Source organism: Rhizobium sp. TBD182 (assembly GCF_001950375.1).
Classification (GTDB): Bacteria; Pseudomonadota; Alphaproteobacteria; order Rhizobiales; family Rhizobiaceae; genus Agrobacterium; species Agrobacterium tumefaciens.
This window is the reverse complement of record NZ_BDLN01000001.1, coordinates 1,180,976-1,207,175: the sequence shown is the minus strand read 5'-3', so window position 1 is coordinate 1,207,175 and position 26,200 is coordinate 1,180,976. Positions and strand designations below refer to the sequence as shown.

At 59.9% G+C, this 26,200-nt stretch carries 26 protein-coding genes; 15 read left to right on the top strand and 11 right to left on the bottom strand.

What is annotated here, in order from left to right:
• Nucleotides 1-2 precede the first annotated feature (2 nt).
• The 3 genes from T18_RS06110 to glcF all read left to right on the top strand — a co-directional run bounded on the left by T18_RS06110 (nt 3) and on the right by glcF (nt 4,050).
• Complete coding sequence (locus tag T18_RS06110; protein ID WP_205756712.1) at nt 3-1,451, top strand: FAD-linked oxidase C-terminal domain-containing protein; 1,449 nt, start codon at nt 3-5, stop codon at nt 1,449-1,451.
• 91 nt (nt 1,452-1,542) lie between these two features.
• A complete protein-coding gene (glcE, locus tag T18_RS06105; RefSeq protein ID WP_038489944.1) occupies nt 1,543-2,745 on the top strand; it encodes a glycolate oxidase subunit GlcE in 1,203 nt (400 codons plus the stop codon).
• A 3-nt stretch (nt 2,746-2,748) separates the two neighbouring features.
• A complete protein-coding gene (gene glcF / locus T18_RS06100) occupies nt 2,749-4,050 on the top strand; it encodes a glycolate oxidase subunit GlcF (RefSeq protein WP_004432239.1) in 1,302 nt (433 codons plus the stop codon).
• Nucleotides 4,051-4,287: 237 nt separating this feature from the next.
• On the opposite strand, the gene T18_RS06095 is transcribed toward glcF, so the two are convergent.
• Entirely contained in the window at nt 4,288-4,947 is a 660-nt protein-coding gene (locus tag T18_RS06095; RefSeq protein ID WP_013635541.1) for an outer membrane beta-barrel protein, read from the bottom strand.
• Nucleotides 4,948-5,210: 263 nt separating this feature from the next.
• A complete protein-coding gene (locus T18_RS06090) occupies nt 5,211-5,984 on the bottom strand; it encodes a L,D-transpeptidase (protein WP_004432233.1) in 774 nt (257 codons plus the stop codon).
• 237 nt (nt 5,985-6,221) lie between these two features.
• Between T18_RS06090 and T18_RS06085 the strand changes: the two genes are divergently transcribed.
• Nucleotides 6,222-6,851 carry a DNA-3-methyladenine glycosylase I gene (locus T18_RS06085; protein ID WP_013635543.1) on the top strand — a complete coding sequence of 210 codons (630 nt, stop codon included), beginning with the start codon at nt 6,222-6,224 and terminating at the stop codon, nt 6,849-6,851.
• Nucleotides 6,848-7,291 (top strand): hypothetical protein, encoded by a 444-nt coding sequence (locus tag T18_RS06080; RefSeq protein ID WP_038489949.1) that lies wholly within the window; start codon nt 6,848-6,850, stop codon nt 7,289-7,291. The genes T18_RS06085 and T18_RS06080 overlap by 4 nt, the downstream gene beginning before the upstream one ends.
• A 15-nt stretch (nt 7,292-7,306) precedes the next feature.
• Here T18_RS06080 and T18_RS06075 read toward each other — a convergent pair whose 3' ends face one another.
• Complete coding sequence (locus T18_RS06075) at nt 7,307-8,350, bottom strand: YeiH family protein (RefSeq protein WP_019564245.1); 1,044 nt, start codon at nt 8,348-8,350, stop codon at nt 7,307-7,309.
• Nucleotides 8,351-8,432: 82 nt separating this feature from the next.
• Between T18_RS06075 and T18_RS06070 the strand changes: the two genes are divergently transcribed.
• Nucleotides 8,433-9,350 carry a LysR substrate-binding domain-containing protein gene (locus tag T18_RS06070; protein WP_004432220.1) on the top strand — a complete coding sequence of 306 codons (918 nt, stop codon included), beginning with the start codon at nt 8,433-8,435 and terminating at the stop codon, nt 9,348-9,350.
• A gap of 51 nt (nt 9,351-9,401) precedes the next feature.
• Here the strand turns inward: T18_RS06070 and T18_RS06065 are convergent, their stop codons facing one another.
• Genes T18_RS06065 through T18_RS06055 form a run of 3 tightly spaced genes read right to left on the bottom strand, consistent with a single transcriptional unit; the run spans nt 9,402 to nt 10,653 of the window.
• Nucleotides 9,402-10,166: a hypothetical protein gene (locus T18_RS06065; RefSeq protein ID WP_038489953.1), complete on the bottom strand. Its 765-nt coding sequence runs from the start codon at nt 10,164-10,166 to the stop codon at nt 9,402-9,404.
• A 6-nt stretch (nt 10,167-10,172) separates the two neighbouring features.
• Nucleotides 10,173-10,442 carry a type II toxin-antitoxin system RelE family toxin gene (locus tag T18_RS06060; RefSeq protein ID WP_038489955.1) on the bottom strand — a complete coding sequence of 90 codons (270 nt, stop codon included), beginning with the start codon at nt 10,440-10,442 and terminating at the stop codon, nt 10,173-10,175.
• Entirely contained in the window at nt 10,426-10,653 is a 228-nt protein-coding gene (locus T18_RS06055) for a DUF6290 family protein (protein ID WP_013635548.1), read from the bottom strand. The genes T18_RS06060 and T18_RS06055 overlap by 17 nt, the downstream gene beginning before the upstream one ends.
• A gap of 156 nt (nt 10,654-10,809) precedes the next feature.
• On the opposite strand from T18_RS06055, the gene hisS reads away from it, so the two are divergent.
• Genes hisS through hisG form a run of 4 tightly spaced genes read left to right on the top strand, consistent with a single transcriptional unit; the run spans nt 10,810 to nt 14,539 of the window.
• Nucleotides 10,810-12,333 carry a histidine--tRNA ligase gene (gene hisS, locus T18_RS06050; RefSeq protein ID WP_038489960.1) on the top strand — a complete coding sequence of 508 codons (1,524 nt, stop codon included), beginning with the start codon at nt 10,810-10,812 and terminating at the stop codon, nt 12,331-12,333.
• Nucleotides 12,334-12,337: 4 nt separating this feature from the next.
• The gene (locus tag T18_RS06045; RefSeq protein ID WP_026330619.1) at nt 12,338-12,706 is read left to right on the top strand and encodes a VOC family protein; all 369 of its coding nucleotides are present in this window, start codon (nt 12,338-12,340) and stop codon (nt 12,704-12,706) included.
• A 16-nt stretch (nt 12,707-12,722) separates the two neighbouring features.
• On the top strand, nt 12,723-13,850 hold the full coding sequence (locus T18_RS06040; protein ID WP_004432209.1) for an ATP phosphoribosyltransferase regulatory subunit: 1,128 nt from the start codon (nt 12,723-12,725) through the stop codon (nt 13,848-13,850).
• On the top strand, nt 13,847-14,539 hold the full coding sequence (gene hisG, locus T18_RS06035; RefSeq protein ID WP_004432208.1) for an ATP phosphoribosyltransferase: 693 nt from the start codon (nt 13,847-13,849) through the stop codon (nt 14,537-14,539). Before T18_RS06040 ends, hisG begins: the two co-directional genes overlap by 4 nt.
• 63 nt (nt 14,540-14,602) lie before the next feature.
• Here hisG and T18_RS06030 read toward each other — a convergent pair whose 3' ends face one another.
• From T18_RS06030 to groES, 4 genes are all read right to left on the bottom strand, one after another.
• Complete coding sequence (locus tag T18_RS06030) at nt 14,603-15,049, bottom strand: DoxX family protein (protein WP_038489968.1); 447 nt, start codon at nt 15,047-15,049, stop codon at nt 14,603-14,605.
• A gap of 261 nt (nt 15,050-15,310) precedes the next feature.
• Nucleotides 15,311-15,745 carry a hypothetical protein gene (locus T18_RS06025; protein ID WP_025592588.1) on the bottom strand — a complete coding sequence of 145 codons (435 nt, stop codon included), beginning with the start codon at nt 15,743-15,745 and terminating at the stop codon, nt 15,311-15,313.
• 501 nt (nt 15,746-16,246) lie between these two features.
• Nucleotides 16,247-17,881, bottom strand: a complete 1,635-nt coding sequence (gene groL / locus T18_RS06020) for a chaperonin GroEL (protein ID WP_004432205.1) — start codon at nt 17,879-17,881, stop codon at nt 16,247-16,249.
• Nucleotides 17,882-17,955: 74 nt separating this feature from the next.
• Entirely contained in the window at nt 17,956-18,252 is a 297-nt protein-coding gene (gene groES, locus T18_RS06015) for a co-chaperone GroES (protein WP_003494080.1), read from the bottom strand.
• Between the two features lie 369 nt (nt 18,253-18,621).
• Here groES and T18_RS06010 point away from each other — a divergent pair, with 369 nt between their 5' ends.
• The 4 genes from T18_RS06010 (at nt 18,622) to T18_RS05995 (ending at nt 24,525) form a co-directional block, all read left to right on the top strand.
• Nucleotides 18,622-19,470, top strand: coding sequence for a TIGR01459 family HAD-type hydrolase (locus tag T18_RS06010; RefSeq protein ID WP_025592593.1), 849 nt, complete (start codon nt 18,622-18,624; stop codon nt 19,468-19,470).
• A 43-nt stretch (nt 19,471-19,513) separates the two neighbouring features.
• Complete coding sequence (locus T18_RS06005) at nt 19,514-20,494, top strand: bifunctional riboflavin kinase/FAD synthetase (RefSeq protein WP_038489973.1); 981 nt, start codon at nt 19,514-19,516, stop codon at nt 20,492-20,494.
• Between the two features lie 268 nt (nt 20,495-20,762).
• Nucleotides 20,763-23,666, top strand: a complete 2,904-nt coding sequence (gene ileS, locus T18_RS06000; RefSeq protein WP_038489976.1) for an isoleucine--tRNA ligase — start codon at nt 20,763-20,765, stop codon at nt 23,664-23,666.
• A gap of 205 nt (nt 23,667-23,871) precedes the next feature.
• Nucleotides 23,872-24,525: a hypothetical protein gene (locus tag T18_RS05995; RefSeq protein ID WP_019564237.1), complete on the top strand. Its 654-nt coding sequence runs from the start codon at nt 23,872-23,874 to the stop codon at nt 24,523-24,525.
• Between the two features lie 52 nt (nt 24,526-24,577).
• On the opposite strand, the gene T18_RS05990 is transcribed toward T18_RS05995, so the two are convergent.
• On the bottom strand, nt 24,578-25,036 hold the full coding sequence (locus T18_RS05990) for a nucleoside deaminase (RefSeq protein ID WP_013635558.1): 459 nt from the start codon (nt 25,034-25,036) through the stop codon (nt 24,578-24,580).
• Nucleotides 25,037-25,107: 71 nt separating this feature from the next.
• On the opposite strand from T18_RS05990, the gene T18_RS27590 reads away from it, so the two are divergent.
• On the top strand, nt 25,108-26,200 hold a 1,093-nt coding region (locus T18_RS27590), incomplete at its 3' end, for a pseudouridine synthase (RefSeq protein WP_323455201.1).

Below are 26,200 nucleotides of genomic sequence, written 5' to 3'. Positions count from 1 at the left end.
GCATGGAGGAGGGGGCGGTGACGCAGCCAATCAAGTTTCTGGAGCCGCGTGCGGCGGTTTTATCGAGCCGTGACCGCATCATATCCGATCTGAAGGATATCCTGGCCGAGGACTGTCTCGTGCACGAGCCGCGTGAGCTCGTGCCTTTCGAGACCGACGCTTTCGTCTCCTACCGCCACCTGCCGCTGGCCGTCGCCTTGCCGAAGACCACCGAAGAGGTCGCAGCGGTGCTGAAATATTGTCACCGTTACGGCATTCCTGTCGTGCCGCGCGGCGCGGGCACCTCGCTTTCCGGCGGCGCCATTCCGCAGGAAGATGCGGTGGTGATCGGCCTTTCGAAGATGTCCGCGATCCTCGAACTCGATTTTTACAATCGCACGGCAAGGGTACAGGCGGGCGTCACCAATCTCTCCATTTCCGATGCGGCCGGTGCGGAAGGCTTCTTTTATGCGCCGGACCCAAGCTCCCAGCTTGCCTGCACCATCGGCGGCAATGTCGGCATGAATTCCGGCGGTGCGCACTGCCTGAAATACGGTGTCACCACCAATAATCTGCTCGGCGTAAAAATGGTGCTTGTCGATGGCACGGTGATGGAGCTGGGCGGCCAGCATCTTGACGCCGCCGGTTACGATCTTCTCGCCCTCGTTTGTGGTTCGGAAGGCCAGCTCGGCATCGTCACCGAGGCGACGGTGCGGCTGATTGCCAAGCCGGAGGGCGCGCGCCCGGTGCTGTTTGGTTTCGAAACCTCCGAAGAAGCTGGCTCCTGCGTGGCCGATATCATCGGCGCGGGCATCATTCCTGTCGCCATCGAATTCATGGACAAGCCGGCAATCGAGATTTGCGAGGCCTTCGCCAAGGCCGGATATCCGCTGGATGTCGGCGCGCTGCTGATCGTCGAGGTCGAAGGCTCGGAGGCGGAAATGGACGCCATGCTGGCCGATATTGTCGCCATTGCGAAAAAACACAGCGTGAAGACGGTCAGGGAATGCCAGTCGGCCATGGAGGCCGCGGCGATCTGGAAGGGCCGGAAATCCGCTTTCGGCGCAACGGGCCGCATCGCGGACTATATCTGCATGGATGGCACGGTGCCGCTTTCCCAGCTTTCCTATGTGCTGAAAAAAACAAGCGAAATCACCGACCGCCTCGGCCTTCGCGTCGCGAATGTCTTTCATGCGGGCGATGGCAACATGCATCCGCTGATCCTGTTCAACGCCAACGATCCGCAAGACGCCGCCCGGGCCGAAGAGGCGGGCAATGAAATCCTGAAGCTCTGCGTCGATGCGGGCGGTTGCCTCACCGGCGAACACGGTGTCGGCATCGAAAAACGCGACCTGATGCGGCACCAATATGCCGAGGCTGATCTTGCCCAGCAGATGGCGGTTCGCGCTGCTTTTGACGAGGGCTGGTTGATGAACCCTTCCAAGGTGTTCCCGCTGGAGGGGAGGGGATGATGTACTTTAGCTTTGTAGCCTTGGTGGGTGCGGCTCACCCCTCCGTGTCCGGCAGGGCAGAGGAGGGTATCTCTTGCTCGGAGCGCACCCCATGCTGACCCCCTATGCAGAAACCCAGGTCGCCGACATCATCCGCGACCACACAACCCGAAAAACCCCGCTGAAAATCATCGGCGGCAACACCCGCTCCGGTTTCGGCAATGCGGTCGAGGCAGATGAAACGCTTTCCTCCCGCGCAATGTCTGGCATCATCGCCTACAACCCTGCCGAAATGGTCATGACGGTCAAAGCAGGCACACCGCTCGCCACCGTCGAGGCCGCCCTTGCCGAAAACCGGCAGATGATGGCCTTCGAGCCGATGGACCACCGCCCGATCATGGGAACCACAGGCGAGCCGACCATCGGCGGCGTCTTTGCTGCCAATGTTTCCGGCCCGCGCCGTTATGTGGCTGGTGCGGCGCGTGACAGCCTGCTCGGCATTCGTTTCGTCAATGGAAAGGCGGAAGTCATCAAGGCTGGTGGCCGGGTGATGAAGAATGTCACCGGGCTAGATCTTTCGAAGCTTCTGGCGGGTTCACACGGCACGCTCGGTTTTCTCACGGAAGTAACCTTCCGCGTGTTGCCGAAACCGCCAGCGGAAAAAACCGTGGTTGTCTCCGGTCTGGACGACGAGGCCGCGACGCGGATTATGGCGGCGGCGATGGCGATGAGCGTCGAGGTTTCCGGTGCGGCCCATCTGCCGGAAAGCGTTCGCTCCCATTTCATCGCAGGCGCGCTGCCGGAAGGTCCGGCGACAATCCTGCGGCTGGAAGGGCTCGGGGCTTCCGTCGAGGCGCGCGCGGCGAAACTCCTTTCCGTCATGGATCGGGTTGGCCCATGGGCGCTGCTGGAAGGCGAGGAGAGTGCTGTTTTATGGCGGCAGGTGCGGAATGTCGCGCCCTATGCCGGGCAAGATGCCAAACCGCTCTGGAAAGTCTCGGTCGCGCCGAGCGAAGGCCACAGGCTGGTTGCTGCCTTGCGCATGGAAGCGGGCATCGATGCCTTTTATGACTGGCAGGGTGGTCTCATCTGGATGCAGATGGAGGCGGACCCGGAAGCGGAATTGCTGCGCGGTGCCATCCGCGCGCTCGGCGGCGGGCACGCCACCTTGATGCGGGCGAGCGACGCGGTGCGCGCCACCGTGCCGGCATTCGAACCGCGCCCGGCGGCGGAGGCCATATTGTCTGCGCGCATCAGGGAAAAGCTCGATCCAGCGGGCATCTTCAATCCTGGCAAGATGGGAAGGGCCGTCTGAACCATGCAAACATCCTTCACGCCCGAGCAACTGGCTGATCCGCATGTGGCGGAATCCGAAAAAATCCTTCGCAAATGTGTGCATTGCGGCTTCTGCACCGCCACCTGTCCCACCTATGTCACGCTTGGCAATGAGCTGGACAGTCCGCGCGGCCGCATCTACCTCATCAAGGACATGCTGGAAAATAGCCGCCCGGCGGACCGCGAAGTCGTCACCCATATCGACCGCTGCCTGTCCTGCCTTGCCTGCACCACCACCTGTCCGTCCGGCGTCGACTACATGCATCTGGTCGATCACGCCCGCGCCCATATCGAACAAACCTATAAACGTCCCTTCATGGACCGCCTGACCCGCAATCTTCTGGCTGCGGTTCTGCCTTATCCCGGTCGCTTCCGGCTGGCCTTGCATCTGGCACGGATCACGCGACCCTTCGCCGGTGTGCTCGCGAAGTTTCCCGCGCTGAAACCGCTGCAATCCATGCTCGCTCTCGCCCCGGCTTCCGTGCCCGCCGTTTCAGCTTCTGCCCGTCCGGGTGAACGGTCAGCCGAAGGTGAAAAGCGTGGACGTGTCGCCATTCTTACCGGCTGCGCCCAGCCGGTGCTTGACCCTGGTATCAACGAGGCGACGCTGCGTCTTCTGGCGCGGCTTGGCGTGGAGGTTGTCGTGCCGAAGGGGGAAGGCTGCTGCGGATCGTTGGTGCACCATATGGGGCGCGAGGCCGAGGCGCTCGCCGCCGCCCGCCGCAATGTCGATGTATGGATGCGTGAAATGGAAAATGGCGGCCTCGATGCCGTCATCATCACCGCATCCGGCTGCGGCACGACCATCAAGGACTACGGCCATATGCTACGGCTTGATCCGGCCTATGCGGACAAAGCCGCACGGGTATCGGCACTCGCGAAGGACATCACCGAATATCTTGCCACGCTCGACCTGCCGCAAAAGGAAAGCCAGGGCCTAACGGTTGCCTATCATTCGGCCTGCTCCATGCAGCATGGCCAGAAGATCACCATGGCACCGAAGCAATTGCTGAAAGCGGCTGGTTTTACCGTCCGCGATCCGGCGGAAGGGCACCTCTGCTGCGGGTCGGCCGGAACCTACAACATCATGCAGCCGGAGATCTCAGGAAAGCTGAAGGCGCGCAAGGTGAGGAACATCGAGGCCACACGCGCGGATGTCATTGCCACCGGCAATATCGGCTGCATCACGCAGATCGCGACTGGCACGGAAATGCCGATCCTGCACACGGTCGAGCTGCTGGACTGGGCTTATGGCGGACCGAAACCCGCGAGGCTTTTGGCTTAGAGCGCCGTTCGCTTGTAAGGGCCATGGGACCCGACACAAGGTTCGGGCCGGTGCGTCGTTCGCTCTCCTCATCCCTGTGCTTGTCGAAGGGATCCAGTCAGCCCAGGTCCTTGGGCTTGAATGTCTCTTCTCGAAGCGCAGACGCGCGTCGGATGTATTCCTGTGACAAGCACAGGAGTGAGGTTTGAGGGTAGCTTGGCACCCTGTCGGAAAGCGCCCTCTATTTCCATCCCAGCTTTAGAACTTGTAGGCCACGCCGAAGTTCACCGCATTGGTCATGATATCGGTTTTCAGCTTGCCGCCATTGTCGATATCCACGTCGATAAAGGAGTAGGTGCCTTTATATTCCACGAAGGTCGACCAGTTGTCGGTTATGCGGTAGCTAAGGCCGGCCTGCGCCTGCAGGGTTGCGCCACCGAACTGGTATTCGAAGGTTTTGCCGGAAGCCCGGGTAACCTCCACATGCGGCACGTTGATGCCAACGCCCGCGCCCACGTAAGGCGTCAGGCGCCAGGTCTCCAGCGGGAAACGATAGAGCGCGTTCAGCGTCAAAAGGTTCAGGCCGTCGGTGAACTCGAAATGCGACCAGCCGGAACGCGCCAGCGTCTGGTCGTCGGCATAGACCTTGTCGTGGGTGTAATCGAGCGAGATGCCGAGATTGTTGAGCTGGCCTTCCTCGAACCAGTAGGTGCCGCGCACCCCCCAATAGGCAGGGCTCGAAAATGACTTGCCTTCCCACCCCGCCCGGAAGTCCGTTCCGTCCGAAACCGTGACATCGCTGTGCGGGGCGCTTTGCCAGCCGCCGTAACCGGAAAATTCAAATTCCCCCGCGATTGCGGAAGAGAAGGAAACGCCGCTGAGCAGCAGGGCGCAAAGAATGGAAACGTGGCGCAGCATGGGGAGAATCCAGTTTGGTGTTGAGGACACACCAAACCGCTTTTTAGTAACATTTAAATGACAGAAACGAAAAACGGGCGGTCAGTTGACCACCCGTTTCAAGGCCGTTCCATCATCCCCCTGAGAGAGGTCCGGCGCCTGGCGTCCCCCGCCAAGTCTCCTTCAATCAATCTAGTAGCGATTGTACCGCTGCGGGACATCAATTCAAGCGCGATCTGCCGTGGTGTCGGCTGCAAGTCCGCGTATTAGCGGCACCGTTGCCGTCATATCACAATGACGGTTGTTCCGACGTTCACACGCTCGTAAAGATCGGTGACATCCTCGTTGCGCATGCGGATGCAGCCTGAGGAGTTGTTGCTGCCGATCGTCCAGGGCTGATTGGTACCGTGGATGCGGTAAAGCGTGGAGCCGAGATACATGGCGCGCGCGCCCATCGGATTGGCAGGGCCGCCTTCCATGAAGGCCGGAAGGTAGTGTCCCTTCGTCGCTTCGCGGCTGATCATTTCTTTCGGGGGCGTCCAGCTCGGCCATTCCGCCTTGCGGGTCACCTTGTGTGTTCCGGCCCATTCGAAACCGGGCTTGCCGACGCCGACGCCATAACGGCGGGCCTTGCCATCCGCCATGACGAGATAGAGGAAGCGGTTCGGCGTATCGATGACGATGGTGCCGGGCTTCTGGGTGGTCTGGTAGCTCACGATCTGGGGCAGGAATTGCGGGGCGATCTGCGTGCGCACCGGCGCATTCGGGCGAACGGCGGCGTTCTGTACCCGGGCCGGGCGCTGCGAGGTGACGCCGGAGCTTGGGCGCTGTGGCATGGCGGCCTGGCGCTGCTGGAAGAAAGGCTGGCGGGCTGCTGGCGCGCGCGGGTAAACCACTGGCCGCACATTGCCGCCACCAAGCTGCGTTACCCAGGGGGCGGAAAGGTCTGGACTGACGACGACAGGCGGGCGCTCCCGGTAACGCTCACCAGCTGCGGCGGCAGGGGCGGCGAAGGTGGAAACGAGGCTCAGCGCCAGAAAAACGGACTTCATCGTCATCGGGTGGACTCTCTCTGCGGTATGTCGCAACAATAGCAATTGCGGGATCATTCGCCCGCCTTGCCGGCTACGTTCGCACCTTGACGCCAGCGAATCGTAAATGGCTGTTCATTAAAAAGCGCTTGATTAGAAAAAGCTGGATTTAAGGTTAGCGACCCGTTTTGAAACGTGGTGAATGAGTGGTAAGTGCGCGCATCACGCCGGTCACGGGCGGGAGCGAAAAAGGGTGGTTGCGGTATGAACGAGGCGGGACTTGAAACGGGCGCGGATGGCCGCGTGCGGTGTTTCTGGCAGCAGGGACTTGAGGATTACAGCCGCTACCATGACAGAGAATGGGGTTATCCCGTCACCGACGATCGCCGCCTGTTCGAGAAGATATGTCTCGAGGGCTTCCAGTCCGGGCTCTCTTGGCTGACGGTGTTGCGCAAGCGCGAGGCTTTCCGTCTTGCCTTTGCCAATTTCGAATTCGAAAAAGTGGCGCAGTTCGGTGAAGCCGACATTGAGCGCTGTGTTGCGGACAAGGGCATCATCCGTCATCGCGGCAAGATCGTGTCGACCATCAACAATGCCCGTCGCGCCATAGCGCTCCGGGACGAATTCGGTTCGCTTGCCCATTATTTCTGGGGGTTCGAGCCTTCCGCCGCAGAAAGGCCGCAAAGGCTGGACTATGCGACGTTAAGGGCCAACCCCACCAGCGACGCGTCCATTCGTCTTTCCAGGGATTTGAAAAAGCGCGGCTGGACCTTCGTCGGCCCGACGACCGTCTATGCATTCATGCAGGCCATGGGTATGGTCAACGATCATATCGAAGGCTGTCATTGCCGTGAGCCGATCGAGGCCATGCGGCGGGAGTTTGTACGTCCATGAAAGCAAAGTCCCTTTTTCTGGCTTTTGCCATGGCCGTGGCGGCCGTGCCGCATCCATCCTCTGCGGAAAGCCGCAACGTCGACGGCATCTGGCTGGACGACGGCGAAAGGCTCAAGGAAGTTGCCCTGCCGCCCACCGGGCCGCTGAAACTAGATGGCTGGACACGGCGCGGCCGTGGCGATGTCTACCGCCTGAAGGTCAAGGCCGGGCAGACGATGAAGGTCGAGCTTACCTCTTCCAGCGAATTTGTCCTGATGGCGATCTTTGATTTTTCGACGCCGGATCAGGACGCGATCTTTTTCAGCGACTCCGAAGGTAAAATCGCCACGTTGACGCCGAAGGCGGATACCGAATGGCTGATCCGCCCGACGCTTATCCTGGGATCACCGCGTCGCGGGCTCGGCGCGCATTATATCCTGACGGTCAGCACTCAGAAATAACGGCCCGCCGCACATTCAGGCCGTTTGCGTCAGCGCGATCAGGCCGAAGCTCAAGATTCCAAGCAGCACGAGCGAGAGGCTGGCGGCGACGATGACCTTGCCGCCGGCATGGCGAAGGCTGCGAATATCGACCGACAGACCAAGTGCCGCCATCGACATGATGGTGAGGATGTTGGAGAGCGAGGCGAGGGGGCCTAGCAGAACCTCGGGAATAAGGCCGAAGGAACGGGCCATGATCATCAGCACGAAGCAGATGATGAACCACGGAACCATCTGCTGCAACTTCAGCCGGCCCTTGCCGGACTGGCCGTGGATGACGGAGAGGGCAGCAATGACCGGCCCCAGCATCAGGACGCGTATGAGCTTGACGATTGTCCCGGTCTGCACCGCAACGGCGCCGAGCGGGGCGGTGGCAGCTAGCACCTGCGGTACGGCATAGACCGTCAGGCCCGCGAAGATGCCATACTGGGTGGCATCAAGACCGAGAAGCTGCGGCAGAAACGGCATCAGCAGAACGGCGGCGACACCGAGAACGGCTGTAAAAGCAATCGAGGCGGCGACATCTTCTGGCTTGGCGCCAATGGCGGGCGCTGCCGCCGCGATGGCCGAATTGCCGCAGATGGAATTGCCGCAGGCGATAAGGGTTGCGAGTTTGGGTGGCAGCCCCAGCATCCGCCCGGCGGCATAGCTGAAGATCAGCGACAGGGCGACGATGACAGCGATGCCGCCGATCAGCAAACCGCCGGCGCCTTTGAGAATGGCAAGGCTCAAGGATGCGCCAAGAAGCGCCACCGCTATCTCGAGCAGGGTCTTGGCACTGAACTTGATGCCGGCCGAAGCAACCGCTGGCAGCGACACGAGCGAACGCAAAAGTGTACCGATCAGAATAGCCAGCACCAGATCGCCGAGCCATGCATGTCCGGCAAGCCGCACCTGAAAGCGTTCCGCCAGAATGGCAGCGCAACTGACCGCCGCGCAAAGCAGAATGCCCGGCAGAAGCGGGGTCAGCGAACGAAAAGAAGACTGGAAGGGATGAGTGAGGGTGCGATGCTGTGCCATGGCCAGACAATGCCGGAATGGCATGTTTTATTCTATCAAATAATATGGCATATATTATTCGATAAAATCGAATGAAAAAGCCATGACCTTTGAACAACTCCGCATTTTCATCGCCGTCGCCGAACGCGAGCACCTGACAAGGGCCGCGCAGGCGATCGGTCTGACCGCTTCCGCCGTCAGTTCCGCGATCAAGAATCTCGAGGCCTTTTATAATGTCGAGCTGTTTCATCGCGTCGGCCGCAATATCGAATTGACCGAAAGCGGACGGGTGTTTCTGGGTGAGGCCAGGGCGACGCTGGCGCGTGTGCGCAGCGCCGAACTGATTCTCTCCGAAATGGGCGGTCTGACGCGCGGCGAAATCACCGTATGCGCCAGCCAGACCATTGCCAGCTACTGGCTGCCGCCGATCCTGATGCAATTCAAGAAGCTCTATCCGGGTGTGACGCTGAAACTCGATATCGGCAATACGAAAACGGTAACGCAGGCCGTGCTCGATGGGCTGGCTGAGGTCGGCTTCATCGAGGGCAAGATCGACGAGCCGGCGCTGATGGTGCAGCCCGTGGTATCCGACAAGCTTCTGGTCGTCACCGGCTCCGCCCACCCCTTCGCCGACGGCCGTTATCTCACCGCCCTCGATATTCTATACGGAACGTCCTGGGTGTTGCGCGAACAGGGCTCCGGCACCCGCTCCGCCTTCGAGGCGGCGGTGCGGCAGATGGGTGTCGACCCTGCAGATCTTTCCGTGATGCTGGAACTGCCCTCCAACGAGGCCGTGGTGATGGCGGCACGCTCCGGCGGCGCGGCGACAGCGGTTTCCGCTTCCGTCGCTTCCCTCTTCTTACGCCAGGGATTGTTGGTCCGCGCCGGCATCGATCTGCCCGCCCGCAATTTTGCTCTGTTGCGCCACAAGGAACGTCACACCAGCCGTGCCGCCATGGAACTGGAACGCCTCAGCCGTGCCGCCTCGGAGGACTACAAGGCCGGTCTTGCCGGTTTGTAGGTCGAAAGGCCGCGCGGCATTATCGGGATCGCGGTGCGCGGGCAGAGCCTATCACGTTAACTCATGCGCAACGACGTGATGAACGATTCGATAGTCCCTGCTTTCCTCTCCCAACGGAGCGAGTGGCCATTCCCATGCGGCGGCCGGCGCGGACAGATCAACGCCGTGCAGCAAGTCCTCGTGCTGGTGCAGGCTGCCGTCTTTGCCGATAACGTCAAAGGATGTGTCCGTTACCAGGCACACCTTGCAGGGAAGGGCGGCCAGCGCATCCAGATGCGTCTGAATGAGCCTCGGCAAAAGGTCATCAGGCGCGCCGGCAATCTTCTCCCGCTCCAGCCGATGCCGCGCGCCGGTGCCGATCTGTGACAGGAGGTTGGCCGAGACGACGAAATCCAGATAGGGCACCCGCCGCAGGAACTCGAGCGGTTCCGGTTCTTTACCGGCAACGATATCGTCAAAACCGGAAAGATCGCGGTTGACGATGCGCACATTCTTTTTGGAATTGAAGCGTAGCTTCGCCTGCACGCTGGCAAGATGCACCAGATCGACCAGAACCACGGTATCGAACATCGCCACCAGCGCATCGTATGGCACGTCGCGCAGCAGACCCGACCCGAGCACCACCGCCGTCCGTCTCTGTTTGAGTTTTCTCACCGATTGCAGCACAAATTGCTGGCTGTTGTTTTCATGCTCCGCCCATGCTGTTGCGCAGCGATTGGCGCGCGCCCATAGATTGACGGAATAGCGGATATGCGGCCGGAATGGTTTCGGCGTGGCCGCACGCGTGGCGGCATATTGCAGGGCTTCGAGGATCATTGATGCCTAACGGTAAATTTCGCGGCGATGGCCAATTTCCACCACCAGCACGACAAGCTTGTGGTCCTGTATATCGCAGATGATACGGTAATCGCCTACCCGGTAACGCCAGAAGCTGCCGAGTTCTGAGCCTTGCAGGGCGGCACCTGTCTGGCGGGGATTGTCGAGCGCAGCTACTCTCTCTTGAAGGAAAGCGCGGATACGCTGACGCGTCTGCGGATCGATTTTCCGCATCTCTTTCTGGACAAGAACATCGTATTCAATTGTCCAGATCACGCCAGAACTCCTCGGCGCTTACCACCTTTGATTCACCGCGCTGGATGCGCCGCGTCGCCTCTTCGGCTAGATAGAGATCTTCCATATCCTCAATATGTTTCTCAATCGCTTCGCGGATATAGTATGCGGACGTACGGCCCGTGCGCTCGGAAAGCGCTTTCAGCCGTTCATAGGTCTCGTCCGGCAGGCGGATGGCAGTCTGTTTGCTCATTGCTAGCGCCCTTTTCGACTAAAATGGGATACATGCATCCCATATAGCATTGTTTGCCCCGTGCGGCCAGTAGAACCAGAGGCTTTGCGGCTTGCCGCACCGGGCTTCATCATCTAATACACCGGCATAATTTCAGGAAAATATCGGATTGGCATCATGAGCGAAAAAGCAAAAAAGCCTCAGAAACTGAAAGCCCGCCTGCCGCGCGGCTTCGTGGACCGTTCTGCTGCCGATATCCATGCCACCAATGAAATGATCGACAAGATCCGCAAGGTCTACGAGCTTTACGGCTTCGATCCGGTGGAAACACCGCTGTTTGAATATACCGATGCGCTCGGCAAATTCCTGCCTGATAGCGACCGTCCGAACGAGGGCGTATTTTCGCTGCAGGATGACGACGACCAGTGGATGAGCCTGCGTTACGATCTCACTGCACCGCTTGCCCGCCATGTCGCGGAAAATTTCAACGAAATCCAGCTACCCTACCGTACCTATCGCGCCGGTTATGTGTTTCGCAATGAAAAGCCCGGCCCCGGCCGCTTCCGCCAGTTCATGCAGTTCGATGCCGATACGGTCGGTGCTGCCGGTGTGCAGGCCGATGCCGAAATGTGCATGATGATGGCCGATACGCTGGAAGCGCTTGGCATTGCGCGCGGTGACTATGTCATCCGCGTCAACAACCGCAAGGTGCTGGACGGCGTCATGGAGGCCATCGGCCTTGGTGGAGAGGAAAATGCCGGTCGTCGCCTGAACGTGCTGCGCGCCATCGACAAGCTCGACAAGTTCGGCCCTGATGGTGTGAAGCTGCTGCTCGGTCCTGGCCGTAAGGATGAGTCCGGCGATTTCACCAAGGGTGCGGGTCTCGGTGAAGAGCAGATCGAAAAGGTTCTGTTTTTCGTCGGCATCAAGGATTATGCGGAAAGCGCCGATGATCTCGCACAACTGGTTGCGGGCACATCCAAAGGCGCGGAAGGCGTCGATGAACTGAACATCATCGGCTCTCTGGTTTCCGGTGCCGGTTACGATGCGACGCGTATCAAGATCGATCCCTCCGTCGTGCGCGGTCTCGAATATTACACCGGCCCTGTCTATGAGGCCGAACTGACCTTCGACGTCACCAACGAAAAGGGCGAAAAGGTCGTCTTTGGCTCGGTCGGCGGTGGCGGCCGTTATGATGGTCTCGTCTCTCGCTTCATGGGTCAGCCAGTTCCGGCAACAGGCTTCTCCATCGGTGTTTCCCGTCTGATGACGGCCTTGAAGAACCTCGGCAAACTCGGTCAGGTCAAGCCGCTCGCCCCGGTTCTCATCACCGTCATGGATGGCGATGTGGACAGCATGGGCCGTTACCAGCGCTTCACACAGGCGCTGCGTGCAGAGGGCATCCGCGCCGAAATGTACCAGGGCAACTGGAAGAAATTCGGCAATCAGTTGAAATATGCCGACCGTCTCGGCTCTCCCATCGCCATCATCCAGGGTGGTGACGAGCGCGCCGAAGGCGTGGTGCAGATCAAGGACCTGATCGAAGGCAAGCGCCTCTCCGGCGAGATTGAGGACAATGCCAGCTGGCGCGAAGCGCGGGTGGCACAGATCACCGCGCCAGAAGCCGAACTGGTGGCGAAGGTTCGCGAGATTCTGGAGCACCACGCAGAGGACGTTCGCCGCGCCGCTGAAGGGCGCTGAGGCGATGGCGATCCTCGCGCTCGATCACCTTCAACTGGCGATGCCCGTCGGCCGGGAAGACGAGGCGCGCGCCTTTTATGGCGACCTGCTCGGCTTTGCGGAGCAGGCAAAACCCGCCAATCTGGCGGCGCGCGGCGGATGCTGGTTCTCATCTGGACCGATAAAACTCCACCTCGGCATCGATCAGGATTTCAGACCTGCCAGAAAAGCCCATCCTGCCTTTCTGGTAGACGATCTCAGTATCTTGCGAAAAACACTTGAAACTGCAGGCTACCATGTGGTTGAGGATGAGCCGCTCGAAGGATATCACCGGTTTTATGTCCTTGATCCCTTCGGAAACCGCATCGAAATGATGCAGCCGCTCGAACCGTGACGAAAAGTACCGTTCCATGCCCCTGATCGACATGCCGGAATTTTCCGGAGAGCTACTGGAAGAATTCGCCGCGCGCCGCACAAGTCGTGTGAACACGCCTGTCATCCAGCCTGCCGAACCGTTTCTGGATATGGCGGGCGAGGATTTGCGTCGGCGTATTTTCATGACGGAGAGCGAGACAGGTGAAAGCCTGTGCCTGCGCCCGGAATTCACTATTCCCGTCTGCCTGCGCCATATCGAGACGGCGACGGGTACGCCGAAGCGTTACTCCTATCTGGGCGAGGTCTTCCGCCAGCGCCGGGAGGGTGCGAACGAGTTTTATCAGGCCGGCATCGAGGATCTTGGCGATACCGATATCGCCGCCGCCGATGCCCGCGCCGTGATTGATGCAACCGCCATCCTGAAACGCCTTCTGCCTGGCCGTTCGCTCGCCGTCACGCTGGGCGACCAGCAGGTGTTCGAGGCGGTCGTTGCAGCGCTCGGCCTGCCGCTCGGTTGGCAGAAACGGCTGGTGCAGGCTTTCGGCGATATGGCGCAGCTCGACGCGCTGCTGGAAAGCCTCGTGCACCCCAAGCCCATGACCGGCCTTGACGCGCGGGTCGCTGGACTTCTGGCAACGGGCGAAGAGGCGGTGCTGGTCGATTATCTCGACACGGTAATGCAGGAAACCGGCTATTCCACCAATGCCAGCCGCTCGCCGCAGGAAATCGCCCGCCGTCTGCGGGAAAAGCTGGCGCTTGCCGCCACGCGTCTGCCGGATGAGAGTTTCGAACTGCTCAAGCAGTTTCTGGCCCTGCAGGCGCCCTTGCCGCAGGCCTCCCAAGTTCTGGCCGATTTTGCCGCAAAGGCTAAGCTGAAACTGGACGGTGCGCTTTCCGCTTTCGATAAGCGTGTCGCGGCCCTTGCGAATGCCGGGGTCGATCTCGAAACAGTCAGCTACGGCGCGGCCTTCGGCCGTCCGCTCGATTATTATACTGGCCTCGTTTTCGAGGTGATGGAAGAAGGTAGCGATAGCGTTCTGGCCGGTGGTGGCCGTTTTGACCGACTGCTGACGCTGCTTGGCGCGCAGGAAAAAATACCGGCCGTGGGCTTTTCCCTCTGGCTGGATCGCATCGAAACGGTGCGCGGGAGCGATAAGCCATGATCACCATTGCCTTGCCCTCCAAGGGCCGGATGAAGGAAGACGCCTCCGCCGTTCTGGAACGCGCCGGGCTGAAGGTCGCAGCTGTCGGTAACGACCGGTCCTATCGCGGCCGCATCGAAGGGCGCGACGATATCGAGATTGCCTATCTCTCAGCCTCCGAGATCGCCCGCGAAATTGGTGCTGGCAGCGTGGATTTCGGCGTGACGGGTGAAGACCTAGTGCGAGAGGGGCTGACCAACGCCGATGCGCAGGTGGAATTCTGCGCCCGCCTCGGTTTCGGCCATGCCGATGTCGTTGTCGCCGTGCCGGAAATCTGGCTGGATGTGGACAGCATGGCCGATCTCGGCGATGTGGCCTCGGAATTCCGTGCCCGTCATGGTCGCCGTTTGGCAATCGCAACCAAATACTGGCGGCTGACGCAGCAGTTCTTTTCGCGCCAGCACGGCATTCAGCTTTACCGTATTGTCGAAAGCCTTGGCGCCACCGAAGGTGCGCCGGCGGCAGGGCAGGCGGATATCATCGTCGATATCACCTCCACCGGCTCGACGCTGAAAGCTAACCACCTGAAAATCCTCTCCGACGGCATCATCGTCCGCTCGGAAGCCTGTTTCGTGCGCGCCCGCAAGCCGGAGCACGAAGGTGATCCGGCGGTTCAGGAGATCGCGGCGCGAATAAAAGCGGCTGTCTGAAAGCACAAAAGAAAAAAGCCGCCGGATCGCTCCGGCGGCTTTTTTCTTGGTCAGCCTATGGGTTCAGGCGCGGGCGGCAACTAAGCCGCGCTTTGCGTCGACGGAATAGGCGCCTGCACCGAAGGTTGCGAGCAGGATATAGGCGCCGGCAAGGGTGATGTTCTTCATCAGCATGATGCCGTTCAGCGTGTTGATCCAGCCGAGAGCAGGCTCAGGCCAGCCGGGAACGGCAACGGTGCCGCTGTGGAATACGAGGCCGGTGAACACGCAGAATGCTGCAAGCGCCCATGCGGCGATCTTCGTCTGGAAACCGGCGAGAATGGCAAGACCGGCAACGAGTTCGAACAGGCCGGCAAGATAGGCAAGCGCGGTTGCGGCAGGCATGCCGGCGCCCGAGATCATGCCAGCAGTGCCAGCCGGATCGGTGAGTTTGCCGAAGCCGGAATAGATGAAGATGAAGGAAAGCAGAATGCGGGCGATGAGAACGAGAGCGTTCTGGCTGCTGGACATGGAGTATCTCCGGTAAGTGATCGGCGTGTCGCCGGTTAAACTGCAAGGTGATGTCTGGAGATATCAATGACCGAAAATCATGCATCTATAAAGATGAACAATAGAAGACAAATTGTCTTCATTTTGTGAACGACCAACAATGTCGTTCAATGACATTGAGCGCGCATCCCCGTTTGAACGGGACCATTCGACTCGATCTATCCATTTGTTTTAAAAAAATTTCCTGACATAAAGCCGCTGCGCAGTTTCACTGGAAACGCGCTAGGCGGCGAAGCGCATATCCTCGAAACGCGGAAACAGGAAGAGCCCCGAAATGCGCCCTTGCTGGCCGATCTCGAAACCCGAGGATTCGCCCATGCAAATAAGCGGCTGCCGCATTGCCGGCAGGGTGAACAGGCCGGTGGAAAAGCAGAAGCGTGAGGGTGCGGCGGAAGCCTGTTCGAAAATTTCGAGCACGCGGTCGTGGTGACCCCGATCGTAACACCGGATCAGGCTGAGCAGGCCGCACTCACCCTGCGGCAGCCCATGCATGAAAGATGCATGTTCGCCAAGCTTGATGACGCCGCTCGAAAGATCGCCGCTCCATTCCTCCGAAATAAAGAAATGCGACAGGGTCTGAGTATCCGGCATGGTTGTCGCGGCCGCAGGCAGAGCATCGTTGCGTCTTGATATTTCGAACAAATCGCGCCCCCGCATGAACATCGTACCAGCGCTGCAATCTCAAGCGTCGCTGCCAAGTTGATTTTTCATCGCCATCCGCATTCGAGCGTGCTTGCCAAGCATCGAACCCCTTCAATGCTTGCATCCCGCCGCGGCACCCTCACGGGCGCTGACTTATAGTTTATTTTCTTCTACCCACAACAACCTGTCAGAGAGAAAATCAAAAATAATATGTATTCCTTCATCGTAATCGCGAAATATATGAAAAAAAGACAACTAAATGTCGTGCTTATAAACTGGAGAGGGCGAAAATCCGCCCCATCGGCAATTGTGATTCGCCTCTATCGGCACCCGATTATTGCACGCGCTGCCAAAAACAAGCCGACTAAAGTTATCGCTGTTTCAAAAAGAGACAATATTTTTTAAGCCCGATCCCGGCAAGTGAAGATATCGCGCCAGCTCTCACAAGGGGCATGGGCGCCAACGAAAAAAGGGCGATCCGAAGACCGCCCTTTCGTATTCCAGTGACAGGACTGATTAGAAGTCCATGCCGCCCATGCCGCCGCCAGGCATCTGGGGCATTGCCGATTCCTTCTTAGGAAGTTCGGCGATCATGGCTTCGGTGGTGATCAGCAGCGAAGCAACCGAAGCTGCGTTCTGCAGGGCCGTGCGAACAACCTTGACCGGGTCGACGATGCCGAGCTGGATCAGGTCGCCATATTCGCCGGTCTGGGCGTTGTAGCCGTAGTTGTCTTCGTTCCGGTCGAGGATCTTGCCAACAACGATGGAAGCTTCGTCACCTGCGTTTTCTGCAATCTGGCGAACCAGAGACTGCAGAGCCTTGCGGACGATGTTGATGCCGGCTTCCTGGTCGTCGTTCTCACCCTTGACGGTGATCTTCGTGGAAGAACGCAGCAGGGCAACGCCGCCGCCCGGTACGATGCCTTCCTGAACAGCAGCGCGCGTCGCGTTGAGAGCGTCGTCGATGCGGTCCTTCTTTTCCTTCACTTCAACTTCCGTCGAACCGCCAACGCGGATCACGGCAACGCCGCCAGCGAGCTTGGCAAGACGTTCCTGCAGCTTTTCGCGGTCGTAGTCGGAAGTGGTTTCTTCGATCTGCGCCTTGATCTGGGCAACACGGCCTTCGATGTCGGACTTCTGGCCAGCACCGTCAACGATCGTGGTGTTTTCCTTGGAGATCGAAACCTTCTTCGACTTGCCGAGCATGTCGAGGGTAACGCTTTCGAGCTTGATGCCGAGGTCTTCGGAAATGACGGTACCACCGGTCAGGATGGCGATGTCTTCCAGCATGGCCTTGCGGCGGTCGCCGAAGCCAGGAGCCTTGACGGCAGCGATCTTGAGGCCGCCACGCAGCTTGTTGACGACGAGCGTTGCAAGGGCTTCGCCTTCTACGTCTTCAGCGATGATGACGAGCGGCTTGCCGGTCTGAACGACAGCTTCGAGAACAGGCAGCATGGCCTGGAGGTTCGAAAGCTTCTTTTCGTGCAGAAGGATGTATGCGTCTTCGAGGTCCGCAACCATCTTTTCCGGGTTGGTCACGAAGTAAGGCGACAGGTAGCCGCGGTCGAACTGCATGCCTTCGACGACTTCGAGTTCGGTTTCAGCGGTCTTGGCTTCTTCAACGGTGATCACGCCTTCGTTGCCGACGCGCTGCATTGCTTCAGCAATGTCGAGACCGATCTGACGCTCGCCGTTTGCAGAGATCGTGCCGACCTGTGCAACTTCTTCCGAAGTGTTGATCTTCTTGGCCTTGGCCTGAAGGTCCTTGACGACTTCAGCAACGGCCAGATCGATACCGCGCTTGAGGTCCATCGGGTTCATGCCGGCAGCAACTGCCTTTGCACCTTCGCGAACGATGGCCTGGGCCAGAACCGTTGCGGTGGTGGTGCCGTCACCGGCGATGTCGTTGGTCTTGGAGGCAACTTCGCGAACGAGCTGTGCGCCCATGTTCTCGAACTTGTCTTCGAGTTCGATTTCCTTGGCGACAGAAACGCCGTCCTTGGTGATGCGCGGTGCGCCGAAGGACTTGTCGATAACGACGTTACGACCCTTCGGGCCGAGGGTGACCTTCACTGCATCAGCGAGAATGTCGACGCCCTTGAGCATCTTTTCGCGCGCTGTGCGGCCGAATTTGACTTCTTTGGCTGCCATTTTCAAAACTCCTGGTTTCGAATGGCCGGACGGGGTCCGGCTTGAAATTTAAGGAAACGATGGGTGCGGCGAAATCAGCCGATGATACCCATGATGTCGGCTTCCTTCATGATCAGAAGGTCTTCGCCGTCGAGCTTGACTTCGGTGCCCGACCACTTGCCGAACAGGACGCGATCGCCAACCTTGACGTCGAGAGCGACGACCTTGCCGGCCTCATCGCGAGCGCCGGAACCGACGGCGACGATTTCGCCTTCCTGCGGCTTTTCCTTGGCGGTATCGGGAATGATGATGCCGCCCTTGGTCTTTGCTTCGGACTCAACGCGACGAACGACGACGCGATCATGAAGCGGGCGGAAATTGGTGCTTGTCATTGCCTAATCCCTCGATCAAATGACTTCAGGAACCTTTTGCAGGTTCACGTGATGGGTGTTAGCACTCCTCTTGTTGGAGTGCCAGCAAAGCCGAGATAAGGAGGCGTCCCCCCGGAGTCAAGAACGCATTGCCGGAAAAATTTCACGGCCTATGGTTACCAGCGTTCCATGACAGAAAATTTCCACGCTATGACGGACGAGGACAAATCGCTCTTTTTCAGGCAGCCTTCGTTTTCGGCGTAGAGGGGTTTTATGTTCGGATGGTGGCCGGTGGTCCGGAGGCAGGCCTGGCGCCGCTTTTTTCCTTGCCATCGGCGTCCTGCTTTGCCATGTGACGCACACCCTTTTTTCGCACCCGGAAAGCATATCATGGCCCATCGCATTCTCACCCTCGGCGAAATCACTGATGGGTTCGACGTTGTTCTTTCGGATGTCTGGGGCGTGCTGCATAATGGCGTTAGCGCTTTCCCGGATGCGGCGGTTGCGCTGCACGACGCGCGCAAGGCCGGCAAGACCGTGGTGCTCATCACCAATTCGCCGCGTCCGGCCCCCGGTGTCATCGCCCAGCTTCGCGTTCTCGGCGTGCCGGATGAGGCCTATGACCGCATCATCACATCGGGAGACGTCACCCGGGGCCTGATCGCGGAAGGCCCAAGAAAAGTCTTTCTGCTCGGCCCCGAGCGGGACATGCCGCTGCTGGAAGGTCTCGATGTCGAACGGGTCGGCGAGGTGGAAGCGGAATCCGTCGTCTGCACCGGTTTCTTCGATGACGAGACGGAAACGCCGGAAGACTATACGGAAATGCTGAAAGGCTTCATCGCCCGCAAGGCGCCGATGATCTGCGCCAACCCCGATCTGGTGGTAGAGCGCGGCGAGCGCATCATTCCCTGCGCCGGCGCCATGGCAGCATATTACGAACAGCTTGGCGGCGAAGTCCGTATTGCCGGCAAACCGCACGCACCGATCTATGAAGCCTGCCTTGCGGCGGCGAAAGAAGTGCGCGGCGATTTCCCGAAGGATCGCGTGCTCGCCATTGGCGATGGCATGCCGACGGATGTGAAGGGCGCAATTGCGAGCGGCCTCAACCTTCTTTATATCAGCGGCGGCATTCACGCCGCCGAATATACGCTGAATGGCCAGACGGACGAGGCGCTTCTGAACGCCTATCTGAAGGGGCAGGGCGCGGCTCCCGGCTGGTGGATGCCCCGCCTTGCCTAGGAAACGTCTGGCGTAAGCCGGCGTAAACAATGGATCGACTGCAATGACCGTCTTTCATCGCAATGAAAAAAAGGAGCCGCTGCCTGAAGGCTTGCGCAGCGGCGTCATCGCGATCGGCAATTTCGACGGTGTGCATCGCGGCCACCGTGCCGTTCTGGACCGTGCGCTGGAACTGGCCGAGGCGCGTGGCGTACCGGCACTGGTGCTGACCTTCGAACCGCATCCCCGTTCCGTCTTCCGCCCTGACACGCCGGTCTTCCGTCTGACGCCTGCGCCGTTGAAGGCACGTATTCTCGAGGCCATCGGTTTCCGCTCGGTCATCGAATACCCCTTCGACCGCGAGTTTTCGCAGCGCTCGGCGGAAGAGTTCGTCAATTCCATTCTGGTCGACTGGCTGGGCGCCAGCGCCGTCGTCACCGGCTTTGATTTCCATTTCGGCAAGGGCCGCGAAGGTGGTCCGGCATTTCTGATGGCGGCCGGCAAGCGCAACGGCTTCGACGTGACGCTCGTGGATGCCTTTCGCGACGAGGGCGCGGATGTCGTCTCCTCGAGCCGTATCCGCTCGCTTCTGTGCGAAGGAGATGTGGCAGGTGCCGCCGGACAACTCGGGTATCGTTTCACGGTGGAAAGTGAAGTCATAGGCGGCCAGAAGCTGGGGCGAACTCTGGGTTACCCAACGGCCAACATGGCGCTTTCACCCGAAACGGAGCTGAAAGCCGGCATCTATGCCGTGCGGTTCCGCCGCCCCGACGGGGCGATTTACGATGGCGTTGCAAGCTTCGGTTACCGCCCGACGGTCACCGATAACGGTGCGGCCCTTCTGGAAACCTACGTCTTCGATTTTTCCGGTGATCTCTACGGTGAGGTGTGTTCGGTATCCTTCTTCGGGCACCTGCGTGACGAGCTGAAATTTGACGGCTTGGACCCGCTGGTCGCGCAGATCAGGCGGGATGAGGAAGAGGCGCGGGCGATGCTGTCAGGCGTGCGGCCGCTCAGTGAATTGGATGCGAAGATAGCATTTTGAGCGGGCAGATAATCCTGTCCCGGATTGTCGTCGCTTTTCACTTCCTTTTTGCCGGAAAACCGCATAAACAACCGGCCATGTCCCAATACCGGTTGCTGTTTAAAGTTCAGATAGGCCGAATTATTGGCCCGGCCTTCCGCCCGCTCTGAAGAGCCGGAAGGTCCGGGATTTTGGCGCTCGTCATGGCATTTGACATGGCGCTTTCCGTATTTGCCCTCTTTGAAATTGAGACGGCGCGACCGACACGGCGCGCAACAACGGTACAATTATGAGCGACACCGCAGAAAAATTCGACTATTCCTCGACCCTCTATTTGCCGCAGACGGATTTCCCGATGCGTGCCGGCCTGCCGCAGAAAGAACCGGAAACGGTGAAGCGCTGGCAGGAAATGGGCCTTTATAAAAAGCTCCGCGCCTCCGCCGCCGGTCGCGAGAAATTCGTGCTGCATGATGGCCCGCCCTATGCCAACGGCAACATCCACATCGGCCATGCGCTGAACAAGATCCTGAAAGACGTCATCACCCGCTCGTTCCAGATGCGCGGTTTCGACGCCAATTACGTGCCCGGCTGGGATTGCCACGGCCTGCCGATCGAATGGAAGATCGAGGAAGCCTACCGCGCCAAGGGCAAGAACAAGGACGAGGTTCCGGTCAACGAGTTCCGCAGGGAATGCCGTGACTTCGCGGCTGGCTGGATCAAGGTTCAGTCGGAAGAGTTCAAGCGCCTCGGCATCGAGGGTGACTTCGAAAACCCCTACACAACCATGAACTTCCACGCGGAAGCCCGCATCGCCGGCGAACTGCTGAAGATCGCCAAGAGCGGCCAGCTCTATCGCGGTTCCAAGCCGATCATGTGGTCGGTTGTCGAGCGCACGGCGCTGGCGGAAGCCGAGGTCGAGTATCACGACGTTGAAAGCGACATGATCTGGGTGAAGTTCCCGGTGAAGGACGCTGCGCCAGCTCTTTCCGGCGTCTCTGTCGTCATCTGGACAACCACGCCGTGGACCATCCCCGGCAACCGCGCCATCGCCTTCTCCTCGCGGGTCGAATATGGCCTGTTCGAAGTCGAAAGCGCGCAGAACGATTTCGGTCCGCAGCCGGGTGAAAAGCTGATCTTCGCCAGAAAGCTTGCCGATGAGGCTGCTGCCAAGGCGAAGGTGACCTTCAAGTTCGTGCGCGATGTGAAAGCTGAAGAACTGGCCGCCATCACCTGCGCCCATCCTTTGGCGTCGCTTGGCTACGATTTCCCGGTTCCGCTTCTCGATGGCGACCACGTCACCGACGATGCAGGCACGGGCTTCGTGCACACTGCGCCGAGCCATGGCCGCGAGGACTTTGACGTCTGGACCGCGCATCAGCGTGAGCTGGAAGCGCGCGGCGTTTCGCCGGCCATCCCGTTCCCCGTTGGCGATGACGGGTTCTACACCGAGGACGCACCCGGTTTCGGCCCGTCTGCCGAAGGCGGCGCGGCCCGCGTCATGGATGATAACGGCAAGAAGGGCGATGCCAACGAGCGCGTCATCAAGGCGCTGATCGCTGCCAACAACCTGTTCGCGCGCGGCCGTCTGAAGCACAGCTATCCGCATAGCTGGCGCTCCAAGAAGCCGGTGATCTTCCGCAACACGCCGCAGTGGTTTGTCTATATGGACAAGGAACTGGGCGACGGGACGACGCTGCGCTCGCGTTCGCTTGATGCCATCGACCAGACCCGTTTCGTTCCGGCATCCGGCCAGAACCGCCTGCGCGCCATGATCGAAGGTCGGCCCGACTGGGTTCTGTCGCGCCAGCGCAGCTGGGGCGTGCCGATCGCGGTCTTCGCCGACGAGCAAGGTGAGGTTCTGGTCGACGAGGCTGTCAACGCCCGCATCCTCGAGGCCTTCGAGGCTGAAGGTGCGGATGCCTGGTTCGCCGAAGGCGCCAAGGAACGTTTCCTCGGCAATGACCATGACCACGCCAAATGGCAGCAGGTCATGGACATCCTCGATGTGTGGTTCGATAGCGGCTGCACTCATACCTTCACGCTGGAAGACCGCCCGGACATGAAGTGGCCGGCGGATGTCTATCTCGAAGGATCGGACCAGCATCGCGGCTGGTTCCATTCGTCGCTGCTGGAAAGCTGCGCGACGCGCGGCCGCGCGCCCTATAACGCCGTCGTCACCCATGGCTTCACCATGGACGAGCAGGGCCGCAAGCAGTCCAAGTCTCTCGGCAACGTTGTTGCACCACAGGACGTGATGAAAGAGTCCGGCGCGGATATCCTGCGCCTGTGGGTCATGACGACCGATTACTGGGAAGACCAGCGTCTGGGCAAGGCCATCATCCAGACCAATATCGACGCGTATCGCAAGCTGCGCAACACCGTGCGCTGGATGCTCGGCACGCTTGCCCACGACAAGGGCGAGGAGATCGCCTATGCCGATCTGCCTGAACTGGAAAAGCTGGTGCTGCACCGCCTGTCCGAGCTGGATAAGGTCGTGCGCGACGGGTACGACGCCTTCGACTTCAAGAAGATCGCCCGCGCCCTGATCGATTTCGCAAATGTGGAGCTGTCGGCTTTCTACTTCGACATCCGCAAGGACACGCTTTATTGTGACGCGCCGTCGTCGCTGAAGCGCCGTGCATCGCTGTCGGTCATCGCCAAGCTGTTCGATTGCCTCGTCACATGGCTTGCGCCCATGCTGCCCTTCACCACTGAAGAAGCATGGCTTTCGCGCTATCCGGATGCGGAATCGGTGCATCTCGCCCAGTTCCCGGAAATTCCGGCGGAGTGGAACAACGACGCGCTGGAAGCGAAGTGGGAGAAAATCCGCAAGGTCCGCACGGTCGTCACCGGTGCGCTCGAAGTGGAACGCCGTGAAAAGCGTATCGGCTCCTCGCTTGAGGCAGCGCCCATCGTGCACATTGCCGACGCCGATCTTCTGGCGGCTCTCTCCGGGCAGGATTTTGCCGAAATCTGCATCACCTCGGCCATTTCGGTGGTCGGCGATGAAGGCCCTGCCGATGGCTTCCGCTTGCCGGAGGTCGCAAAGGTCGTGGTCGAGCAGAAGCTGGCGGAAGGCGCAAAATGCGCACGCTCCTGGCGCATCACCACCGATGTCGGTTCCGATCCGGACTATCCGGAGGTTTCGGCCCGTGATGCGGCGGCACTGCGCGAGCTTGCCGCGTTGGGATGATTTAAAGCTGCTGCGCATCGTTCCTGTCGAAAAATCGATTTCGAGTTTCGGGCCGATGCGCGAGGAAAATGGCCGGATGAATTGCGCTTTAGCTCTTCATCCGGTACACCTGCCTGAAAATGGCCGGATTTGCACGGCAATGCGGGCTACCGCCTGCCGAAAGACGATGTCTGGCGCAATGGGACGGACGGCTGGAAGGGTTTTTATGAAGACGATGAAGGCTTTTGGGCAGGATAACGCGCAGGGTTTGAGCATGTTCCGCACGGTTGCAGGTATCACGGCGATAGGCGTGCTGCTCAGCGCCTGCACGAGCCCGACCTATGGTACGGGCAAGACTGCGGCAGAACAGCTTGTAGACGACCTCGGCAACGCGACTTCGATCACCGGCAACGATCAGGAAAAACGTAACCTGAAGTACAGCCCGCGTCCCGGTCTCGTTGTCCCCGCCCAGTCCCGCGCCGAGCAATTGACGACGCCGCAGCAGAACATGGCCAGCCGCGAAAACAACCCGCAATGGGTCGAATCGCCGGAAGAGACCCGTGAACGCCTGCGCGACGAGGCGGATGCCAATAAGAACAATCCGCATTACCGCTCACCGCTGCTTGCCGGCAACGGCACGGCCGGCCAGATGACCGAAAGCCAGAAATGGGAAGCCTTCCGCAAGGCCAAGGCAGATGCCCAGGGTGGCTCTGTCGTCAACGCCCAGCGCAAGTTCCTGACCGATCCGCCGCAGGAATATCGTAGCGTTCCGCAGGATCAGCTGACTGACCTCGGTGAGCCGGAGCAGAAGAAGGAAAAGCGCCGTAAGAAAGAAGCGGCGATGGCAAACACCGGCAAACCCTGGTGGAACCCCTTCTGATAAAATGAAGGGCTTATGGCCTGCGGGAAAGATTGCATCTCCCGCCGGCTGCTTATTCGTCGAGACGTTTCTCGCGAAAGAATTTCCGCAGAATTTCAGCACTTTCGCTTTCCGCCAGCCCCGAATACACATCAGGCGCGTGGTGGCATGTCGGCTGGCTGAAGAAGCGCACGCCACTATGCACCGCGCCGCCCTTCGGGTCTTCCGCACCGTAATAGAGACGACGGATGCGGGCAAACGAGATCGCCGCCGCGCACATGGTGCAGGGTTCCAGCGTTACATAGAGATCGGCACCGGGCAGGCGTTCCTGTTCCAGCGCCTCGCAGGCCATGCGGATCACGGCGATTTCGGCATGCGCCGTCACATCGTTCAATTCACGGGTGCGATTGCCGGAACGGGCGATGACGCGACCGTCCATAACCAGGACTGCGCCGATCGGAACCTCCTGCCGCTCACCGGCGGCACGGGCTTCCGCCAGCGCCAGTTCCATGAAATGCGTCCTTTCGGCCATTGCGTTTCAATTTCCTCTTAACCCTTGTGCTTGGACCTGATAGGACAGCCCAAACAACAGGCAAACAGCAAATGACTTTTAAAGACAAGCCGAAGCGTGACGGTGGCAAGACTTTTAGCCGCGACAAGAAGCCGAAAGGCCCCGGCAAGCCCGCCGCAGAGCGTGAAAAGAAACCGGTAGAAGCCAAGGCGGCTCCGGTGCAGGAAGCCGTTATGGGCACCAAGCCAGAGCGCATTTCCAAGATCATGGCGCGCGCCGGCGTTGCCTCGCGCCGCGATATCGAGCGCATGATCATGGAAGGCCGCGTGTCGCTGAACGGCGTCAAGCTGGACACTCCGGTGATGAACGCGACTCTTTCCGACAAGATCGAAGTGGATGGCATGCCCATCCGCGGGGCTGAGCGCACGCGCCTGTGGCTTTACCACAAGCCCGCTGGCCTGGTGACGACCAATTCCGACCCGGAAGGCCGCCCGACCGTTTTCGACAATCTGCCGGGTGAATTGCCGCGTGTGCTCTCTATCGGCCGCCTCGACATCAATACCGAAGGCCTGCTGCTGTTGACCAATGATGGCGGTCTCTCGCGCGTGCTGGAACTGCCGACGACCGGCTGGCTGCGCCGCTACCGCGTGCGCGCCCATGGCGAGGTCGATCAGGCAGCGCTCGACAAGCTGAAGGAAGGCATTGCCGTCGACGGCGTGCTTTATGGCGCTATCGACGCGACGCTCGACCGCACCCAGGGTCACAACGTCTGGATCACCATGGGTCTGCGCGAAGGCAAGAACCGCGAGATCAAGAACGTGCTCGGCGCGCTCGGCCTTGAGGTCAACCGCCTGATCCGTATCTCCTACGGCCCGTTCCAGCTTGGCGATCTGCCTGAAGGCAAGGTGCTTGAAGTGCGTGGCCGCATGCTGCGTGACCAGCTTGGTCCGCGCCTCATCGAACAATCCGGCGCCAATTTCGACGCGCCGATCTACGATGCGCCTGTCGCCGAAGATGAAGAAGAAAACACGCCCAAGCGCGCGCCCCGGTCCGAATGGGCAAAGAGCGACGCGCCGGAAGGCAAGCCGCGTTTCGACAGGGCTGCCGGCAAACCGGAAGATCGCCGCGAAAAGGCGCTCGGCCGTCTCGACACCAAGCGCGGTGACAAGCCAGCCGGCAAGTTCG

What these genes read in the sequence shown, in the direction of transcription:
- T18_RS06085 (WP_013635543.1), top strand. Translation starts at nt 6,222, where the DNA reads ATGAACGAGGCGGGACTTGAAACGGGCGCGGATGGCCGCGTGCGGTGT.
- T18_RS06030 (WP_038489968.1), bottom strand. Translation starts at nt 15,049, where the DNA reads ATGTCCAGCAGCCAGAACGCTCTCGTTCTCATCGCCCGCATTCTGCTT.
- T18_RS06010 (WP_025592593.1), top strand. Translation starts at nt 18,622, where the DNA reads ATGGCCCATCGCATTCTCACCCTCGGCGAAATCACTGATGGGTTCGAC.
- T18_RS06025 (WP_025592588.1), bottom strand. Translation starts at nt 15,745, where the DNA reads ATGCGGGGGCGCGATTTGTTCGAAATATCAAGACGCAACGATGCTCTG.
- glcF (WP_004432239.1), top strand. Translation starts at nt 2,749, where the DNA reads ATGCAAACATCCTTCACGCCCGAGCAACTGGCTGATCCGCATGTGGCG.
- T18_RS06045 (WP_026330619.1), top strand. Translation starts at nt 12,338, where the DNA reads ATGGCGATCCTCGCGCTCGATCACCTTCAACTGGCGATGCCCGTCGGC.
- T18_RS05990 (WP_013635558.1), bottom strand. Translation starts at nt 25,036, where the DNA reads ATGGCCGAAAGGACGCATTTCATGGAACTGGCGCTGGCGGAAGCCCGT.
- glcE (WP_038489944.1), top strand. Translation starts at nt 1,543, where the DNA reads ATGCTGACCCCCTATGCAGAAACCCAGGTCGCCGACATCATCCGCGAC.
- T18_RS06095 (WP_013635541.1), bottom strand. Translation starts at nt 4,947, where the DNA reads ATGCTGCGCCACGTTTCCATTCTTTGCGCCCTGCTGCTCAGCGGCGTT.
- hisS (WP_038489960.1), top strand. Translation starts at nt 10,810, where the DNA reads ATGAGCGAAAAAGCAAAAAAGCCTCAGAAACTGAAAGCCCGCCTGCCG.
- ileS (WP_038489976.1), top strand. Translation starts at nt 20,763, where the DNA reads ATGAGCGACACCGCAGAAAAATTCGACTATTCCTCGACCCTCTATTTG.
- T18_RS06090 (WP_004432233.1), bottom strand. Translation starts at nt 5,984, where the DNA reads ATGACGATGAAGTCCGTTTTTCTGGCGCTGAGCCTCGTTTCCACCTTC.
- T18_RS06110 (WP_205756712.1), top strand. Translation starts at nt 3, where the DNA reads ATGGAGGAGGGGGCGGTGACGCAGCCAATCAAGTTTCTGGAGCCGCGT.
- groES (WP_003494080.1), bottom strand. Translation starts at nt 18,252, where the DNA reads ATGACAAGCACCAATTTCCGCCCGCTTCATGATCGCGTCGTCGTTCGT.
- hisG (WP_004432208.1), top strand. Translation starts at nt 13,847, where the DNA reads ATGATCACCATTGCCTTGCCCTCCAAGGGCCGGATGAAGGAAGACGCC.
- T18_RS06075 (WP_019564245.1), bottom strand. Translation starts at nt 8,350, where the DNA reads ATGGCACAGCATCGCACCCTCACTCATCCCTTCCAGTCTTCTTTTCGT.
- T18_RS06065 (WP_038489953.1), bottom strand. Translation starts at nt 10,166, where the DNA reads ATGATCCTCGAAGCCCTGCAATATGCCGCCACGCGTGCGGCCACGCCG.
- T18_RS06005 (WP_038489973.1), top strand. Translation starts at nt 19,514, where the DNA reads ATGACCGTCTTTCATCGCAATGAAAAAAAGGAGCCGCTGCCTGAAGGC.
- T18_RS05995 (WP_019564237.1), top strand. Translation starts at nt 23,872, where the DNA reads ATGAAGACGATGAAGGCTTTTGGGCAGGATAACGCGCAGGGTTTGAGC.
- T18_RS06040 (WP_004432209.1), top strand. Translation starts at nt 12,723, where the DNA reads ATGCCCCTGATCGACATGCCGGAATTTTCCGGAGAGCTACTGGAAGAA.
- T18_RS06080 (WP_038489949.1), top strand. Translation starts at nt 6,848, where the DNA reads ATGAAAGCAAAGTCCCTTTTTCTGGCTTTTGCCATGGCCGTGGCGGCC.
- T18_RS06070 (WP_004432220.1), top strand. Translation starts at nt 8,433, where the DNA reads ATGACCTTTGAACAACTCCGCATTTTCATCGCCGTCGCCGAACGCGAG.
- groL (WP_004432205.1), bottom strand. Translation starts at nt 17,881, where the DNA reads ATGGCAGCCAAAGAAGTCAAATTCGGCCGCACAGCGCGCGAAAAGATG.
- T18_RS06055 (WP_013635548.1), bottom strand. Translation starts at nt 10,653, where the DNA reads ATGAGCAAACAGACTGCCATCCGCCTGCCGGACGAGACCTATGAACGG.